The sequence below is a fragment of the Paenibacillus sp. Y301 genome (assembly GCF_059445505.1).
On the sequence record NZ_JCAIUL010000015.1, the window covers coordinates 68,714 to 85,901 of the forward strand.

At 43.2% G+C, this 17,188-nt stretch carries 15 protein-coding genes; all 15 read left to right on the forward strand.

All coding sequences use genetic code 11. The features are described 5' to 3' along the window. Positions 1-14: 14 nt before the first annotated feature. Positions 15-1,052 carry a glycoside hydrolase family protein gene (locus AC1D69_RS20635; RefSeq protein ID WP_495458019.1) on the forward strand — a complete coding sequence of 346 codons (1,038 nt, stop codon included), beginning with the start codon at positions 15-17 and terminating at the stop codon, positions 1,050-1,052. Between the two features lie 342 nt (positions 1,053-1,394). Beyond that, complete coding sequence (locus tag AC1D69_RS20640) at positions 1,395-2,795, forward strand: transcriptional regulator (protein WP_495458020.1); 1,401 nt, start codon at positions 1,395-1,397, stop codon at positions 2,793-2,795. 326 nt (positions 2,796-3,121) lie between these two features. Then, positions 3,122-3,994, forward strand: a complete 873-nt coding sequence (locus AC1D69_RS20645; protein ID WP_495458021.1) for a copper amine oxidase N-terminal domain-containing protein — start codon at positions 3,122-3,124, stop codon at positions 3,992-3,994. 922 nt (positions 3,995-4,916) lie between these two features. Further along, positions 4,917-6,374 carry a PTS mannitol transporter subunit IIBC gene (locus tag AC1D69_RS20650; protein ID WP_495458022.1) on the forward strand — a complete coding sequence of 486 codons (1,458 nt, stop codon included), beginning with the start codon at positions 4,917-4,919 and terminating at the stop codon, positions 6,372-6,374. Between the two features lie 93 nt (positions 6,375-6,467). After that, a complete protein-coding gene (locus AC1D69_RS20655; protein WP_495458023.1) occupies positions 6,468-8,552 on the forward strand; it encodes a BglG family transcription antiterminator in 2,085 nt (694 codons plus the stop codon). Next, positions 8,549-8,986 carry a PTS mannitol transporter subunit IIA gene (locus AC1D69_RS20660; RefSeq protein ID WP_495458024.1) on the forward strand — a complete coding sequence of 146 codons (438 nt, stop codon included), beginning with the start codon at positions 8,549-8,551 and terminating at the stop codon, positions 8,984-8,986. The genes AC1D69_RS20655 and AC1D69_RS20660 overlap by 4 nt, the downstream gene beginning before the upstream one ends. Continuing rightward, a complete protein-coding gene (locus tag AC1D69_RS20665; RefSeq protein WP_495458025.1) occupies positions 8,983-10,137 on the forward strand; it encodes a mannitol-1-phosphate 5-dehydrogenase in 1,155 nt (384 codons plus the stop codon). The genes AC1D69_RS20660 and AC1D69_RS20665 overlap by 4 nt, the downstream gene beginning before the upstream one ends. A gap of 25 nt (positions 10,138-10,162) precedes the next feature. Continuing rightward, complete coding sequence (ptsP, locus tag AC1D69_RS20670) at positions 10,163-11,881, forward strand: phosphoenolpyruvate--protein phosphotransferase (protein WP_495458026.1); 1,719 nt, start codon at positions 10,163-10,165, stop codon at positions 11,879-11,881. Continuing rightward, positions 11,881-12,144, forward strand: a complete 264-nt coding sequence (locus AC1D69_RS20675) for an HPr family phosphocarrier protein (protein ID WP_495458027.1) — start codon at positions 11,881-11,883, stop codon at positions 12,142-12,144. The genes ptsP and AC1D69_RS20675 overlap by 1 nt, the downstream gene beginning before the upstream one ends. 144 nt (positions 12,145-12,288) lie before the next feature. Continuing rightward, a complete protein-coding gene (locus tag AC1D69_RS20680) occupies positions 12,289-12,963 on the forward strand; it encodes a response regulator transcription factor (RefSeq protein ID WP_495458028.1) in 675 nt (224 codons plus the stop codon). Then, entirely contained in the window at positions 12,951-13,103 is a 153-nt protein-coding gene (locus tag AC1D69_RS20685) for a hypothetical protein (RefSeq protein ID WP_495458029.1), read from the forward strand. Before AC1D69_RS20680 ends, AC1D69_RS20685 begins: the two co-directional genes overlap by 13 nt. 183 nt (positions 13,104-13,286) lie before the next feature. Then, positions 13,287-13,712, forward strand: coding sequence for a MerR family transcriptional regulator (locus AC1D69_RS20690; RefSeq protein WP_495458030.1), 426 nt, complete (start codon positions 13,287-13,289; stop codon positions 13,710-13,712). Between the two features lie 9 nt (positions 13,713-13,721). Then, on the forward strand, positions 13,722-15,140 hold the full coding sequence (locus tag AC1D69_RS20695; RefSeq protein ID WP_495458031.1) for a DHA2 family efflux MFS transporter permease subunit: 1,419 nt from the start codon (positions 13,722-13,724) through the stop codon (positions 15,138-15,140). Positions 15,141-15,332: 192 nt separating this feature from the next. Continuing rightward, positions 15,333-16,007 (forward strand): response regulator transcription factor, encoded by a 675-nt coding sequence (locus AC1D69_RS20700; protein ID WP_495458028.1) that lies wholly within the window; start codon positions 15,333-15,335, stop codon positions 16,005-16,007. Further along, positions 15,995-17,185, forward strand: coding sequence for a HAMP domain-containing sensor histidine kinase (locus AC1D69_RS20705; protein ID WP_495458032.1), 1,191 nt, complete (start codon positions 15,995-15,997; stop codon positions 17,183-17,185). The genes AC1D69_RS20700 and AC1D69_RS20705 overlap by 13 nt, the downstream gene beginning before the upstream one ends. Positions 17,186-17,188 lie beyond the last annotated feature (3 nt).

Genomic DNA, 17,188 nt, shown 5'->3' on the forward strand with positions numbered 1-17,188 from the left:
GAGGTCGATAACGGATGACTAATCCGATTTATGATCGATTGCTGCCTGCCCCAGTCAATGGAGGCTATCGTGAGGATGACCATTATATCTGGTGCGGGTCCTGTGTGCGTGGCGAGGATGGACGCTATCATCTGTTTGCTTCCCGCTGGAGCAAAGAGCTAGGATTTGGTGTGAACTGGCTGTTTAATTGCGAGATCGTGAGGGCATCTAGTGAAACGCCCGAAGGGCCCTATAGATACGATGAGACGGTACTTGGAAGGAGGGATAGAGCTTTTTTCGATGGAATGAACCAGCATAATCCCTATATCCAGCAGTGGAACGGAACGTATTACCTTTATTATATGGGAACTACCTACGGCGGACCGATTCCGGGTCCAGGGGATTCGGTTTCCTCTGAACGAGGAGCCGAAGTATGGAATAATAAGAGAATTGGCCTAGCCGTGTCACAATCCGTCTACGGACCGTGGAGAAGAAAGGATACGCCGTTGCTAGAGCCTCGTCCGGGGAAGTGGGATTGCACCATAACCACGAATCCTGCGGTCACGATCCTACCAGATGGAACCACCTATATGATATACAAATCAAGGGAGTATGCCGGGGCTACATTACAATTGGGCATTGCCATAGCGGATCATCCCGAAGGGCCCTTCCTGCGTCTGACAGATGATCCAATCTTGAATTTCTCCGATCCAGATCTGCATGTCGAAGATCCTTATTTATGGCATGCCGATGGTTTATTCCATCTCCTTATGAAGGATGATCTAAAGAATGGCAGTAGCGGTCTGACGGGAGAATGGGGAGCCGGAGTCTATGCGACAAGCGAAGATTGCATCCATTGGAGCATTCATCCGAGTCCAAAGGCGTACTCCCGTATGGTGAAGTGGGATGATGGCACGCAGAGAGAGATGTGTAATTTGGAAAGACCCTATTTATTATTCGAAAATGGCGTTCCGACGCACTTGTTTGCCGCTACAGGTACGGGCGAAGGACCATATTGTTTCGACCATACTTGGAACATGGTTATTCCGTTATCAACCACACAGGGTAAGTAAGACAATTGCTATTATTGTCGGATTTGATAGGGGAGGTTAATAATGTGATGACTTTTGGGATGAAGGCAGATAACGGGATTGGTTGATTGGGAAATAAGAGTAGCGGTAGGTGGAATTCTGAAGAATTTCACCTGCCGTGTTTTTGCATAAGAGAAGCTTACTCTAAATATAGTAGAGATGCAGTTCCCTCGTAAGGGTTACTGTTTTTTATCTTTATACATAAAATGTATTAAAAACGCGAATCTGTAAGAATGATTATTGACCACTGGAATAATTACAGATACAATAAATAATAGAAAAATATGGATTTTGTCGATTCGTTATTTTATGGGGGTGATCTAGTTGGAAGTGAACATCACGATCCGCTCGAAGATAGAGGAATATTTAAGAACGAACGGAAAGACCCTCCAAGCTTTATCAGAATCTATCGGATTGAACAAAGGAATTCTAAGTGCCATCATGAATCGTAATCCACCGAAAGCTATAGCAGTTAGACAGTTGGATCTCATTACAGCAGGTATGGGACTTCCAGAGGGGGCATTATACGTATTATATGTGGAAGAATGTCTCATTACGAATCCACCGAATTGGCGAAGATTAAGACCTTTCCTACAACGATGTGCTGAACTAGAAAAGTACGATTGTATTAAGGATGTACTGCAACGACTTATGGAAGACCTTTCATTTATTCCAGGTATATTCGATATGGCAGAGTTACTCTATCAACAAGGTTGGACTCGATCTGCAACATTGCTCTATGAATGTGTAGCTGAAGGTGAGAAATATCAACATTCTGAGAGACTGGCAATTTGCCAATATCGCTTATTTAAAGTAAAGCTAGGGCAAGATAATATCATGAATTTAAAAGTCGCTAGTCAGTTCGATCCTTACCTGAGTCGGCTTCCTGAAGACGAGCAACTCGATGCATTACGAGATTTGGGTAATGTGTACACGGCACTTCATGAGTGGGAGCGATTAGATGAGATTGCTGATCAACTTGGGATGCTAGTGACAAGTATATATAAATATGAATGCGAGTCTAACAGATACGATGAAGCGAATAGAAGGACGAAGTATCCTTTAGTTGCTTATTACGCGTATGCTTATGTCATGAAGCTAGATGTGTGTGACAGTCGAAAAGATTACAAGTCAGCGAAGCAATATAATCAACAGTATGCGGATTTGAATTGGTTTCAGGGATTAGGAGAAGAAGGGAAGACGTATGTAATCAAGTTTAAAGAGTGGTCACGTGCGAATGCCTATATGATTGATTTAAAAGCTGGATACACAGAGATACTTCCTGAATATGTATCCTATATTGAGAAAAAAGAGTATGAGATTCTTCCGGGCTTAGAAATTATTATGAAGGCTGCGAACCAATATCATTTAAATGTAGATCATATTCTTCAGAAGTTTCAATACAGTATTTCATCTTATGTGTATCTGGATTTTGAGGTCGGAGACTATAACTATCAGTTAAGTATGGATAGACATACCAATTTTTTCTATGAAATTGCCTATTACTATTTCAATAAGTCTAGCTATGTAACTGCATGTAGGTATATTTTGACAAGTCTGGCATCTTCTATTAAAATGAATAATAAGTCAACTATGATTTTGTGTATGAAACTGTTTGAAGAGTTTAGAGAGTTTGTATCGGTTGAATCTTTATATGAATACAAAAATTTAATTAAAGGAGTTTATGAAAATGCGGAAAATGATATCTTCGTTGTTAGCCATTAGTCTATGTCTTATTATTATTACTCTACCAAGTTTTTCAAATTCAGATCAAGGTACAGTATCTCCCTTCGCTCACGGTTCTGGTGGACTGAATTAAAGACATTTCATTTTTACAATGAAACACTAGTAAGAAGAACCACACGACAAAGCCACGTGCCAATGCCCCAATGGGGTCAAGGACGTGGTTTTTTGCTTTAGAGTATCAGACAATTCCATTATTATTATCGGGTAATCTGAAAAAGATGAATCCGTTCTAACTACAACTTATCACGATCCAGTCGCGTTAATATAAGTAATGAATACTATCTTTATCCAGGAGATGAGATGTAATGAGACGGAATCAATGGCTCAAATTCACGGTTGCTTCCGCTCTGATTGGAAGTGTCCTCTTCATGGGTTCATCTGCGTATGCAGCAGCTCCTTCTGTCTTCGTGAACGGGGAGCTTCAATACGATGCGATGATGGTCAAAGGGAATGCAATGATCAAATTACGTGCTCTGTCGGATTCGGCATGGCTTGTTTTTGCATATGATCCGAAGACGCGCGTTGTGATGTTTCATACGAAAGATAACAAGATAATGGTGAAATTACGGGAAGGGGAGAAGAAAGCGACTGTGAACGGCAAATCCGTTCCGATTGACGCCGCAGTCGTGAACAAGAACGGACTGACTTATGTGCCGCTCCGATTCATCAGTGAGACGCTTGGCGCTTACGTGAAGTATAACGCGAAAGACAACCGTGTCGTCGTGCGAACACCTACAGCCCAGCAAGAATATGAGACGCTGATGCACGGCGATCTTACGGAAGCACGCGAGATCGCGTTACAATTGCCAGAGATCTCGGGGGATGCTCCAATGTTGGAATGGGGTGAAGGGTATCATCATTATGCTTTCACGTTCCCCGAAGGAGAAGCCTTGCGATTTATTTTCGATAATGCAGGTTACGACTATGGGTATTACGAGGTCAATGAAGAAGGACTAGCGATCAAGAAATGGCAGTATGATGCTGTAGCTAAGCGTGAATGGGGCATGAAACCGCAATTTACAAGCTCAGTATATTTCTTGAATCACTGGATGGGCGGTGTATATACTTTCGGCAAGATCGATGCGCAAGGGAATAGTCAGGAGCTTGGCAAGCTTCTATCTGAAGAAGTTGCCGGAAGAGTCGTTCCGATTGAAGACGAGAAGCGCACGGATGATTAATAGTCAGGGAGCAGAACATTGTACTTGTTATCATAATATTCATAGGATTGGTAGTTGCCAGAGCCATTACATTACCCGAAGATGGAAATTATCGTATTTATGTTGAGAACAATTCTTTGGATGATGTAATTTTCATTTAATACTAGATAAGAAATTAGAAGGACCTATTGTTTAAGTGAAGAAGAAAATTACTCTAAGATAAAGAGAACTTATGAAGAAAGATAAGAACGAATAATCCCAACCTGTTAAGCTAATAGGTCACAATAGTTTAACTAATGTATCTTTTTCGTTAAAATGGTATAATGTGGGTTATTATCACGAAAAGGAGCTGATTTCCATTTCTGACTTTTTTGATCCTGGATTTAACTCGAACTCGAATATGACTGACCCTGGCGGTCATAAAGCTAATCATGATGTTAATTCGCAAAGATATCATTCAGATGGGGTTCCTGGATTTTGGAGACAGGCAACCAATCTGTTGATTGTAGTAGCAATTATTGCATTCATTATCCTGCTTTTTCGGATCTTTTTATGACGATGGTTGTCAGCTGATAGCTATTAAATCGCTGAATCGTTCGATTGAGAGTCGTTAACTTTGTTACATAATACATCCAGTCTAGTACTTCCTAGAACAACAATCAGGACCGTTAATTAAGGAGAACTCCTTAGTTAGCGGTCTTTTTATATTTATCTGATGGGGACATCACATCACGCTCAAGTATTTTGCAGATCATGAGATAGAAGGTTGTTCCGCCAATGTGGAATATTTCAAATCGAATATAATATTGTACTGGTAAACTATTTTAAATGCTGTCAACAATGTGATTGACAAAATTCCGTTTTCCTTTACTTGTTCAAATAGGTGCTATGCTTTACGCTTTAATCAAGAAATGAAAGCGCTATTATGGGGAGGTAATTAAATATGGCAGAGGTTCAGTTGAAGACTTCAACTCGCGGAGGCGTTCGAGTCAGCGTACAAAAGTTTGGACGTTTTCTCAGTGGGATGGTCATGCCGAATATCGGTGCGTTCATTGCTTGGGGGCTAATTACGGCACTGTTTATCCCAACGGGTTGGTATCCGAATGAGTACTTGGCTAAACTTGTGGGCCCAATGATCACGTACATGCTTCCGCTACTCATCGGATACACCGGTGGAACCATGGTACACAAACAACGTGGGGGTGTCATTGGTGCTCTGATGACGATGGGTATTATTATCGGCACAGATATCCCGATGTTTATGGGCGCGATGATCTGTGGTCCATTGGCAGCATGGGTACTGAAGCAATTCGATCGTTCGATTGAGGGGAAAATCAAACCAGGTTTTGAAATGCTAGTCAATAACTTCTCACTCGGTATTATTGGTGGGATTCTAACGCTAATCTCTTACTCGGGTGTCGGATTTGTAATTGAGCAGATAACGAATTGGTTGTCTTATGGCGTAGAATACCTGGTTAATCACAATCTGATTCCACTGGTGAATGTCCTTATCGAGCCAGCGAAAATTCTGTTCTTGAACAATGCTATCAACCATGGCGTACTGAGCCCGATTGCATTAGATGAAGCATCTAAAGTGGGTAAGTCGATTTTGTTCATGCTGGAGTCTAACCCAGGTCCAGGTCTTGGTATTCTCTTGGCTTACATGGTTGCAGGACGTGGATTAGCCAAACAATCTGCACCCGGTGCTGCAATCATCCACTTCTTTGGTGGGATTCACGAAATTTACTTTCCTTATATTCTAATGAATCCGCGTCTCATCCTTGCAGCCATTGCAGGTGGTGTAACAGGTACGCTTACGTTCACGCTTTTTGGAGCGGGTCTAGTAGGTCCACCTTCTCCGGGTAGCATCTTTGCTTACTTCTTGATGGCGCCTAGGGGCGGAATGCTTGCAGCACTTAGCGGTGTTGTGACGGCAGCAATCGCTTCATTTATTGTCGCTGCACTGCTACTCAGAACGGGTAAACAAGATGACTTAGATGGTGATGATCTGGGGGAAGCAACTTCTAAATTGAAGGAAATGAAATCGGCAGGGTCTCTAGCAGGGAACAACGCTATCGTAGGAAATGCAAGCGTTAATAACAACGCCACTGTGGTAAAGGCCACAATAGATGTGCACACCATTATCTTTGCATGCGACGCGGGTATGGGTTCTAGCGCAATGGGCGCTGCAATCTTACGCAAGAAAATGAAGGCAGCAGGTTCTGATATTTCCGTAATCAATTCGGCTATCAACGATATTCCGAGCGGTGCAGATATTATCATCTCACATAAATCGCTTACCCACAGGGCTCAGCTTAAGGCGCCTGATGCAGAACATATATCTATCGATGACTTCATGAAGAGCCCTGAGTACGACAAGTTGGTTGCTCGACTTACTTGATCAGACATAGTACGAATCTAGAGGCTGTTGTTGATACTAGCGATTTCATAGGTGACGGTCGATCCAATCTGTTGTGTTAGGAGAGTTACGCTAATGAGTGTGTCCAGTAGAACTCGTAACATATTGGAGCTATTGCTTCGGAGTGAGCGTGATCTTACAGCATCAGAAATCGCCACAGAAATCCATGTCAGTTCACGGACGGTTCATCGTGAATTAGCAGCAGTAGCGGATGTGTTACGTGAGCAAGGGATTGAGCTACTTAGGAAGTCTGGTACTGGTATCCGTGTACAGGGTGATAAGGCGAGCTTGGAGAATCTGCATCGGTTGGTCTCTACATCTAATGATATCGAATTCTCATTAGACGAGAGGCAATCTTATATCCTGTGTCTTCTTCTCCGAAATGATGAACCTGTCAAGTTGTTCACCCTTGCACATGAGTTGAAAGTAACCGTAGCGACCATTACGAACGATCTGGATGAGCTTACCGAATGGGTTCAGAAGTTCGATGTGGAACTTGTTCGCAAAAGGGGTTATGGCGTTGAATTATCTGGTAAGGAAGAGCGATTGCGGGAAGTCATTCGACAGCTAGTTAAGCTTAGGATTGACGATGCGGAGCTGATTGCGACCCGTGACGAACGTTCACTTCATCCACTTGACCGGGAGCTGTTCTTGCTTATAGGCAAATCGGAAATGGCGAATATCGAGAATATTTTGTGGAATTGGGAGGCGCATTGGGCGGATCGGATGAGTGAGAATAGCTATACTGATTTACTCATTCGGTTATCCATAGCAATACAGCGTATCCGAGCCGACAGAAGGGTGACTGAACTAATCGCGATAGATCAGACAGTCAATCTTGTATTGCAGGACGTATTGGGAGCACAACGCTTGACTGAAGAGTTGTCTGATGAGTTAGGTCTTCCTATTTGTCCAGCAGAGATAGCTTATATCCTAAGTCTTCTAGAACATGCACGTCAAGAAGATAGTGTTCCATTCCTAGGTGAAGATATAGTACTTGCTCAAATGGTGAGTGAGGTCATCCAACAGGTACAACATGCGATGGGAGTCGACTACAGTGGGGATCTTTCTCTTCGGGATGGCTTATTTCATCATATGAAAGTGAGCTTACAGAGAATCTACGATGGATTGAGTATCCGTAATCCTCTTCTAGACCAGATTCAGAAAGATTATATGGAGCTTTATGGGGTTGTCCGTAAGGCTGTCGATTGTGTATCCCCTAAGCTACATGTGCCTGATGAGGAAATTGGATTTCTTGTTATGCATTTCGGTGCATCGCAGGAACGGATCAAGCAATTACGGAGAGAAGTACGTGCCATTCTGGTATGTACCAGCGGAATCGGATCTTCGAAACATCTACAGATTCGGCTTCAAAAAGAGCTTCCACAGATCGCCATTGTTGATCGGGTTTCTTGGTATGAGGCATCCCGTATTTCGGAGGATACGTATGATCTGATTATCTCTACCGTCGATTTACCTCTAGATCCGTTGCAGTATATCAAGATAAGTCCATTACTTACATTAGCAGAAGTAGAGCAGCTAAGATCATTTATCAAGGTGACGACGCTGGGGAGACAACGCGAGGAGACCATGATTGAGGGGATTACGCCTACGCAGTTCGGATTCGAACAGTTATTGAGTCTGAAGACAACACTGGATGAGATCGTGCTCTTGGTCAAGCGATTTAAGGTCGTTGAGATTCGAGAGCATCAGGTCTACGATCTGACCACTCTATTTGATGAAGCATGCCTAGTTGAGGAAAAAGAGGGCGTACTTATATCTTCATCCTTAGTTGTAGAACGACTAATAGAACGGGAGCGAAGTAGTAGTCAAATGATAACTGGCACCTCTCTTGCTCTGTTCCATACTCGAAGTTCTCACATCCTACGACCCTCGTTGTCGCTTTATCGTCTGGTTCAGCCACTTCCGATGAAGACGACACCACCTAGCCAGTTAAGTCAGTTCTTATTCATGCTTGCCCCTCAGACATTGTCGCGTGAAAGTCTCGAAGTGCTTAGTGAAATCAGTGCCATGTTACTGGAGAGTAGCGTGATTGAATTACTTGAGACAGGTGACGAAATAGCGATTAGAAGCTACTTGACGGTCAGACTGAGAACATTCCTCAGTACTAAAATAGAGAAACGAGTGAGGTTGAAATGAATATTCTCTCCATAGATAAAGTGAAATTGAATGTCACTGCAAAAGATAAATATGAAGTGATTCGTCTAGCGGGTGAATTATTAGTTAACGCAGGACATGTTGAACCAAGTTATATCGATAGCATGATCGAACGAGAAGATTCACTGTCCACGTATATGGGTGGAGGTTTAGCCATTCCACACGGCACAAATACATCTAAAAGGTTCATTAAATCCACGGGATTATCCATCGTACAGCTGCCAGAAGGAGTGGATTTCGGAGAAGGCCATATCGCTAATCTGATCATCGGTATTGCAGCAGTAGGGAATGATCATTTAGAAATTCTGACGAATGTAGGTGTTATTTGTTCGGATGATGATAATCTGGAGCGGATTCTGAAAGCATCCACACCAGAAGATCTAATCGAAATCTTTAATATGAATTTAGAAGAATGAAGGCTGTACATTTCGGCGCAGGTAACATCGGACGTGGGTTTATAGGATTGCTGCTTTCACAATCTGGCTACGAAGTGATATTCTCCGATGTTAATAAGACGCTAGTCTGTGACTTGCAAGAGCGAGGCGAATATACGGTGACGCTGGCAGATGATACGAAGGAACAACTGCTAGTCAAAGGTATAACAGCTATTGATGGAACGGACTTGGAGAAAGTTGCTTCGATTGTTGCAGAAGCAGATATGATCACAACAGCTGTTGGTGTTAACATTCTGAAGCATATCGCGGTTGGTATAGCACGTGGAATTGAACAACGGATTGCGAATGGAGCAGGGAATCTGCATATTATTGCTTGTGAGAATACCATCGGTGGCAGCACCCAGCTGAAAGAGCATGTCTATGGACATTTAGATGAGGCTATCAAGGGGAAAGTCTCCGCAGTTGTAGCCTTTCCGGATGCAGCTGTAGACCGGATCGTTCCCATCCAACATAACGTGGATCCCCTTGCGGTCACGGTAGAGTCGTTCTATGAGTGGGTAGTTGATGCTTCTGCCATGTTGGAGGGTTACGAACCGGTGAAAGGCATTCATTATGTCGATAATCTTAGTCCATTTATTGAACGGAAGCTATTTACGGTTAATACGGGTCACTGTACCGCTGCTTATCTCGGTAACCTCAAAGGGTATGATACGATCCAACAGGCCATGGCAGATGAGTCTATTGTGGATGAGGTAAAAGCTACGTTACAGGAGACAGGAACTGTTCTTGTATCTCGACATCATTTCAACCAGGAGGAGCATGACAAATATATCGATACCATTATCGGACGTTTTGCCAATCCCTACCTTACCGATGAAGTCATCCGTGTAGGTCGATCTCCGATACGCAAGTTATCTCCGAATGATCGGCTCGTCAAGCTAGCCATGCATGCACATGAGTTGGGTATCGAACCGAAACGGCTGGCGAAGGTGATGGCAGCAGCTCTCTGTTTCGATCATGCAGAAGATCCTGAATCCGTTGAGCTTCAACAAGCAATTATGGACACAGGCATCGGGCCAACGATAACGAAGTACACATCCATTCCGGAAGATCATCCTGTATTTTTCCTTGTAGTGGATAGGTATGAACGAATTCTTGCCACACATGCTTAGGAAAGGCTAGAGAGAGGAGAAGTCAATGACTCACATAATGACAGGTGTTGCAGCATCTCCCGGAATTGCGATTGCTAAGGCATTTCGATTAGCTAGTACAGAGCATATTCCACAGAAGCAGACCATTACGGATACGTTAGCGGAAGTAGAACGATTCCGACAAGCGGTTGAGAGAGCGAAGGGCGAGATTGAGGGGATTCGACAATTGACAGTACAAAGGTTGGGAGAGCGGAAAGCGGAAATATTTGAAGCTCACCTGTTGCTACTGGAAGACCCTGATCTGGTTGAAGTTACAGAGGATAGAATCATCGACGAGAAGATGAACGCCGAATATGCGTTGTATGAAGTTACTGTAGGCGTTATGGAAATGCTCCGGGAGATGGATAATGAGCTACTTCGTGAGCGTGCGATTGATGTTAGGGACGTATCTGGACGGGTGATGAGTCAACTCATAGGCAAGCCATATGCTACATTGTCAGGTATTTCTGAGGAGACGGTCATTATTGCGGAAGACTTAACACCATCGGATACGGCACAATTAGATCTGACCTATGTGCTTGGATTCATTACGGAAGTGGGGAGCCGCACATCGCACTCTGCCATTATGGCGAGATCGCTGGAGGTGCCAGCTGTAGTAGGTGCAGACTCAGCGACAGTACTTATCCCCCATGGGGCTATTCTTATTCTGGACGCGACGGAAGGCAAAGTTATCGTGAATCCCTCTGAGCCAGAGTTGATGGAATACCGTGAGAAGAAAGAACGTTATGAAGAACGTAGAGCGCAGTTGAGGCTTCTGTCTAAGCAACCATCGGTTACCTCTGACGGAGTACATCTCGAACTTGCGGCGAATATCGGTAGTGTTGAAGATGTAGCAAAGGTATTAGAAGTCGGAGCTGATGGCATAGGGTTATTCCGTACGGAATTTCTTTATATGGGACGGAGTTCGCTACCAACAGAGGAGGAACAATATCAAGTATATAAACATGTACTAGAGCGATTGGAAGATAAGCGTGTCGTTATCCGGACGTTAGACATTGGAGGAGACAAAGATCTTCCTTATCTGACGTTGCCTAAGGAGAGCAATCCCTTTTTGGGTCTTCGCGCTCTACGATTATGTTTCGATCGACAGGATGTGTTTCGCATCCAATTGCGTGCACTGTTGAGAGCCAGTACGTCAGGTAAACTAAATATTATGTTCCCCATGATAGCGTTACTTAGCGAATGGCATAAGGCGAAGAGCATGCTGGAAGAAGAGCGTACGAAGCTACAGTATGAAGGGATCGCGGTGTCTGATTCTATCGAAGTCGGTATGATGATCGAGATTCCAGCCGCAGCGCTGAATGCCGATCATTTCGCGAAGGAAGTTGATTTCTTCAGCATTGGAACCAACGACCTCATTCAATATACGATGGCAGCAGATCGGATGAACACATCGGTAGCCTACTTGTATCAGCCTTATCATCCTTCTATCTTGAGGCTTGTTCATATGGTTATTAAAGCGGCTAAGCGAGAGGGGAAATGGTCCGGCATGTGTGGAGAAATGGCTGGAGATCCCATTGCGATCCCGTTACTGGTCGGTATGGGTCTGAACGAATTTAGTATGAGTGCTGGCGCTGTATTACCTGCTCGAGAGTTAATTACGCATTTGTCCAAGGAAAAATGGACTTCATTGGTAGAAGAAGTTCTTCTTATGGGAACACAGGAAGAAGTTGGACATTTCGTAGAACAAAGGAGTTTTTTATAATGCTATCTCAAGCCTATACAATTATTCATCCCTATGGGTTCCATGTTCGTCCATCGAAGGTATTTGTCCAAGCAGCAACGAAGTTCCCTTGCCAAGTTCATCTAATAAAAGGGAGTAAAAAAATGAATGGTAAAAGCTCCTTAGGGCTGATGGCTCTAGGTTTAGCAAAAGGCGACGAAGTCACGCTGGAAGTCGATGGAGAGCGCGAGGAGGAAGCACTCTTGGAACTGGGCATCTTACTGACTAGGATATACGAAGAATAGAATCTTAAATGTGAAGAGAAATATTCATGAAGGGTACTCCATCAGATACGTCATCTGTTAGAGTACCCTTTTTGCGTTAACCTGAATAGAAAGTCGATAAAAAGTTGAGATTTGTATACTATCGTCACATGTGAGGTGGTTACATTGCAGACGAAGATACTTATTGTTGACGATGAAGCAGATATTGTGAATTTGCTCCGAGATTATTTTGAGATCAATGGTTATTTGGTTCTAACCGCACAGAATGGAACGAGAGCATTAGAACAAGTAGTGAAGGAACCGGACATTATTCTACTGGACATTAATATGCCAGCAATGGACGGGCTTGAAGTCTGTAAACGAATTAGAAGTCACGTCTCATGTCCTATTCTGTTCTTAACAGCAAAGGTTGCAGATGTAGATAAGATTAACGGATTCCGAATGGGTGGAGATGATTATATCGTGAAACCTTTTTCAATAGATGAGCTTGGCGCAAGAGTGGCTGCGCATTTACGTCGTGAGACAAGAAATCAGAACAAGTCTAAGGTGAACTTTATAGGGGATTTGGTGATTGATTACGGGGAACGTACGGTGTCTTACAATAATGAGTTGATATCTTTTGCCAAAAAGGAATTTGATATCATTGAATTTCTTTCCATGAATAGCGGACAGGTATTTGATAAAGAACGTATTTATGAGTGCTTATGGGGGTTCGATAGCAAGGGAGACAGCTCGGTTGTCGCTGAACATATCCGTAGAATTCGTGCTAAGTTCGCCATGATCAACGAGTTGAATTATATTGAGACCGTCTGGGGAGTGGGATATAAATGGGTAGGATGAAGCGCATGTGGAATAACCTATCGATTCAAAAGACACTCGTTATATACACGATAGGATTTATGTTGTTGGCGACGTTGTTAAGTAGTATTTCTTTTAGTGGACTATATGAATGGAAGAATACGGCTTTGCGAAGCGAGTAATTCATATATATACAATCAAGACCGTTAATTGGGGAGTGATCCTTAGTTGACGGTCTTTATATTCTAATCATTTCTAGGGTAGTCCCTTCTTTTGAAATAAACCATAAAAAACCTAATAGTTAACGTTGACGTTAACTGTGATCAGTAATATAATTTATAAGAAGAGGGTAGAGGTGCGGTGAGTTGAACATATTAAAGATTGAAGATGTGGCGAACCAGACAGGTCTGACGAAACGGGCCATTCGCTACTACGAGGATATTGGGCTCATTCAGGCTGCAGAGAGAACGTCGGGCGGCATACGCATATATTCGAATGAAGATGTGGAGAGAATCAAGAAGATACTGCTCATAAAGGAAGCGCTGGGGTTTTCACTTGCGGAGCTACAGCAGTTTCTTGAATATCGTACGACACTTGATCAGCAGCGAAGCGAATACCGGTCATCTGCTGATCGGGAAGAAAGAAGAGTCAAGCTTGAGAATATGTTATCAAGCATGCGAAAAGAAAAAACGATGATCGATGAAAAGATCAAGCGGATGGAGGATTTTAAAGAGGAGCTGAACAGCATGGAGAAACGTGTGCTGGACGGGTTAGAGAAACTAAAGGAGTAGGAGCACAGTATGGAGACATCACGAGTACAAAGATCAACCTTCTGGACGATCCTAATTGCTGTATTTTTTGGTAACTTTATGGCGTCGCTCAGTACAACAACCATTAATGTGGCTTTACCTGTGTTTATGAAGGATTTTGATGCTAGTCTAAATACGGTGCAGTGGATGTTGTCCGGATTTATGATGGCTACCGGTATTATTGCGCCGATTATAGGTTTTATGGGGGATAGATGGAGCTATAAACGTTTGTACTTGTTTGCTTTAGCTGGCTTTACTATTTTCTCTGCACTATGTTCATTTGCTTGGAGCATTGAATCGCTTATCGCCTTTCGAATCTTGCAGGGGCTGTTCAGCGGGATTATAATGCCTACCACGATGACGATTATTTATCAGACGATTTCGAAGGAGAAGCAGGCGGTTGCCATCAGCTACTGGAGTATATCGGCCATGCTGGCTCCAGCGCTTGGTCCAACCATTGGTGGATGGTTAACCGAGTTATTTGGTTGGAAGTCCTTGTTCTTAATGAACATTCCAATTGGACTTATAGCGGTTATTGTCGCGCTGCGTTACATTCCGAGTTATAAGCTGAGCCGCAGCAGCACGCTTGATTGGATCGGTTTTGGAGCAGTACTGATTGGAACTAGTTCACTGCTCGTTGCCTTTAGCGAAGCTCATAGTTGGGGCTGGACAGGCTGGAAAACACTCGGACTTGCGGCTTTTGGACTGATTATGCTTGCCTATTTCGTGATGAGAACACTGCGTATAAGCAATCCGCTTCTGAATCTGCGCGTATTTATGATACCTCGGTTCACCTATGGGCTAATTATTAACTGTGCTGTTACCATATCTCTATATGCTGCTACGTTATTGGTGCCGATCTATATGCAAAATATTCAGGGCGCATCTAGCTTTACAACAGGGTTGGTTATGTTTCCAGGTGCGCTGGTCATGGTGTTGGTTTCTCTAGCTGTAGGCAGGCTTTACAATAAAGTGGGCCCTGCGCGGCTTATATTTACAGGGTTAATTCTGATGGTAGTGGCCACTTGGGCACTTACCCATGTTGGCTTAACATCGAGTATATTATTCGTTACAGTCTGGCTTGTCGTTCGATATGCAGGGATAGGATTCTGCAACATGCCGGTAACCAATGCAGCAATGTCAGCAGTACCTAGAGAAAATTCGGGTCATGCATCGGCTGTAATGAACTGGATTAGACAGGGAACCGCCGCATTATCGATCAGTTTGTTCAGTTCGATTCTGTCATCTCAGACTTTAGCACATCTGGAAGCAGACGAGGTGACGCTAAATGTTGCGCTTTCGCTCAGTATTCAAGATGTGTTCGTGATTGGAACGATTATTATCATTGTGACGATGCCACTGACGTTGTTGCTCCGTAAGCGCAAAACTAAGGAGCTAGAGGCAGTTTAGTAAGTTAATAGCATCAATCATGTGCTAAGTTATAATGAACAAGAGCTGTCCGGAGAGGTCTATGACCCTTCCGGACAGCTTTATTTTTCGTCGTGCGTAAGGGATTTATAGATTTACATCATTATCTCCAATAAATGAAAGTTGATAAAAAGTTGAGATTTGTATACTATCGTCACATGTGAGGTGGTTACATTGCAGACGAAGATACTTATTGTTGACGATGAAGCAGATATTGTGAATTTGCTCCGAGATTATTTTGAGATCAATGGTTATTTGGTTCTAACCGCACAGAATGGAACGAGAGCATTAGAACAAGTAGTGAAGGAACCGGACATTATTCTACTGGACATTAATATGCCAGCAATGGACGGGCTTGAAGTCTGTAAACGAATTAGAAGTCACGTCTCATGTCCTATTCTGTTCTTAACAGCAAAGGTTGCAGATGTAGATAAGATTAACGGATTCCGAATGGGTGGAGATGATTATATCGTGAAACCTTTTTCAATAGATGAGCTTGGCGCAAGAGTGGCTGCGCATTTACGTCGTGAGACAAGAAATCAGAACAAGTCTAAGGTGAACTTTATAGGGGATTTGGTGATTGATTACGGGGAACGTACGGTGTCTTACAATAATGAGTTGATATCTTTTGCCAAAAAGGAATTTGATATCATTGAATTTCTTTCCATGAATAGCGGACAGGTATTTGATAAAGAACGTATTTATGAGTGCTTATGGGGGTTCGATAGCAAGGGAGACAGCTCGGTTGTCGCTGAACATATCCGTAGAATTCGTGCTAAGTTCGCCATGATCAACGAGTTGAATTATATTGAGACCGTCTGGGGAGTGGGATATAAATGGGTAGGATGAAGCGCATGTGGAATAACCTATCGATTCAAAAGACACTCGTTATATACACGATAGGATTTATGTTGTTGGCGACGTTGTTAAGTAGTATTTCTCTTAACGGATTAGATGAATGGAAGAGCACGATCAATGGGGAATATGACTCAACTGAATTTAGTGACTTTTCGGATGCTAAAGGAAGAACGGTAAGGCTCTCAATGGGGAGAGAATTAGATGAAGAATTGATTACTCCCCAAGATAAAATACTACTGAAAAGCATAGATGTATCTTATACCTTGACGATTCCCTTATTCTTCGGTGGCTGCATCATTCTTGCGGCTTTTTTGTTCTATCGATATAAACTGAAGAAGCCGATTGAACTTATCAATCTGTCCGCGGCCAAAATAGCGAATAACGACTTGGACTTCTCACTAAGAGTTGAGTCCAAGGACGAAATGGGGCGCTTGTGTACTTCACTTGAAATGATGCGGAGTTCACTCGAGAATAATTCTCGTGACATGTGGCGTATGATGGAGGAACGAAGAAGGTTGAATGCTGTATTTAGCCATGATCTAAGAACGCCGCTTACGGTCCTACGAGGATACTCCGATTTTCTTAGCCGTTATGTGCCCGAGAATAAGGTGAGTACGGAGAAGCTACTGTCAACAGTATCCGCCATATCAAAGCATACAGAACGGATTGAAAGTTATGTGGAGACGATGACGGATGTACAGAAATTAGAGGATATTTCGATATCTGCTACCCAAGCAAGTACTCTTGATCTATGCGAGCAGATCACATCCATTGCTCATATGTTGGGCGAACAATCCACGATTCGTGTGGAGGTTGTGAACCGAATGGACGTTGATCGTATCGGCGTGGACACTAGGATGATACTACGAGTGGTAGATAATCTGTTATCCAATGCTCTTCGATATGCCAAGGAGCGCATAGAGATCACTTTACGAATTGTGGGATATGACCTAATCGTTGAGGTATCTGATGACGGTAATGGATTCTCACCAGAGGATCTACAGCAAGGATCGCAGGCATTCTACAGAAATGATACAAATGACAGTATTCACTTCGGGTTGGGACTCTATATATGTAAGTCATTGTGTGAGAAACACGGCGGAGATTTACAGATTTCTAATGGTGAACAAGGAGGAGCAAAGGTAATCGCAAGGTTTAACCTGAATTAGTTG

What these genes read in the sequence shown, in the direction of transcription:
- AC1D69_RS20695 (WP_495458031.1), top strand. Translation starts at nt 13,722, where the DNA reads ATGGAGACATCACGAGTACAAAGATCAACCTTCTGGACGATCCTAATT.
- AC1D69_RS20675 (WP_495458027.1), top strand. Translation starts at nt 11,881, where the DNA reads ATGCTATCTCAAGCCTATACAATTATTCATCCCTATGGGTTCCATGTT.
- AC1D69_RS20650 (WP_495458022.1), top strand. Translation starts at nt 4,917, where the DNA reads ATGGCAGAGGTTCAGTTGAAGACTTCAACTCGCGGAGGCGTTCGAGTC.
- ptsP (WP_495458026.1), top strand. Translation starts at nt 10,163, where the DNA reads ATGACTCACATAATGACAGGTGTTGCAGCATCTCCCGGAATTGCGATT.
- AC1D69_RS20645 (WP_495458021.1), top strand. Translation starts at nt 3,122, where the DNA reads ATGAGACGGAATCAATGGCTCAAATTCACGGTTGCTTCCGCTCTGATT.
- AC1D69_RS20635 (WP_495458019.1), top strand. Translation starts at nt 15, where the DNA reads ATGACTAATCCGATTTATGATCGATTGCTGCCTGCCCCAGTCAATGGA.
- AC1D69_RS20705 (WP_495458032.1), top strand. Translation starts at nt 15,995, where the DNA reads ATGGGTAGGATGAAGCGCATGTGGAATAACCTATCGATTCAAAAGACA.
- AC1D69_RS20685 (WP_495458029.1), top strand. Translation starts at nt 12,951, where the DNA reads ATGGGTAGGATGAAGCGCATGTGGAATAACCTATCGATTCAAAAGACA.
- AC1D69_RS20665 (WP_495458025.1), top strand. Translation starts at nt 8,983, where the DNA reads ATGAAGGCTGTACATTTCGGCGCAGGTAACATCGGACGTGGGTTTATA.
- AC1D69_RS20660 (WP_495458024.1), top strand. Translation starts at nt 8,549, where the DNA reads ATGAATATTCTCTCCATAGATAAAGTGAAATTGAATGTCACTGCAAAA.
- AC1D69_RS20655 (WP_495458023.1), top strand. Translation starts at nt 6,468, where the DNA reads ATGAGTGTGTCCAGTAGAACTCGTAACATATTGGAGCTATTGCTTCGG.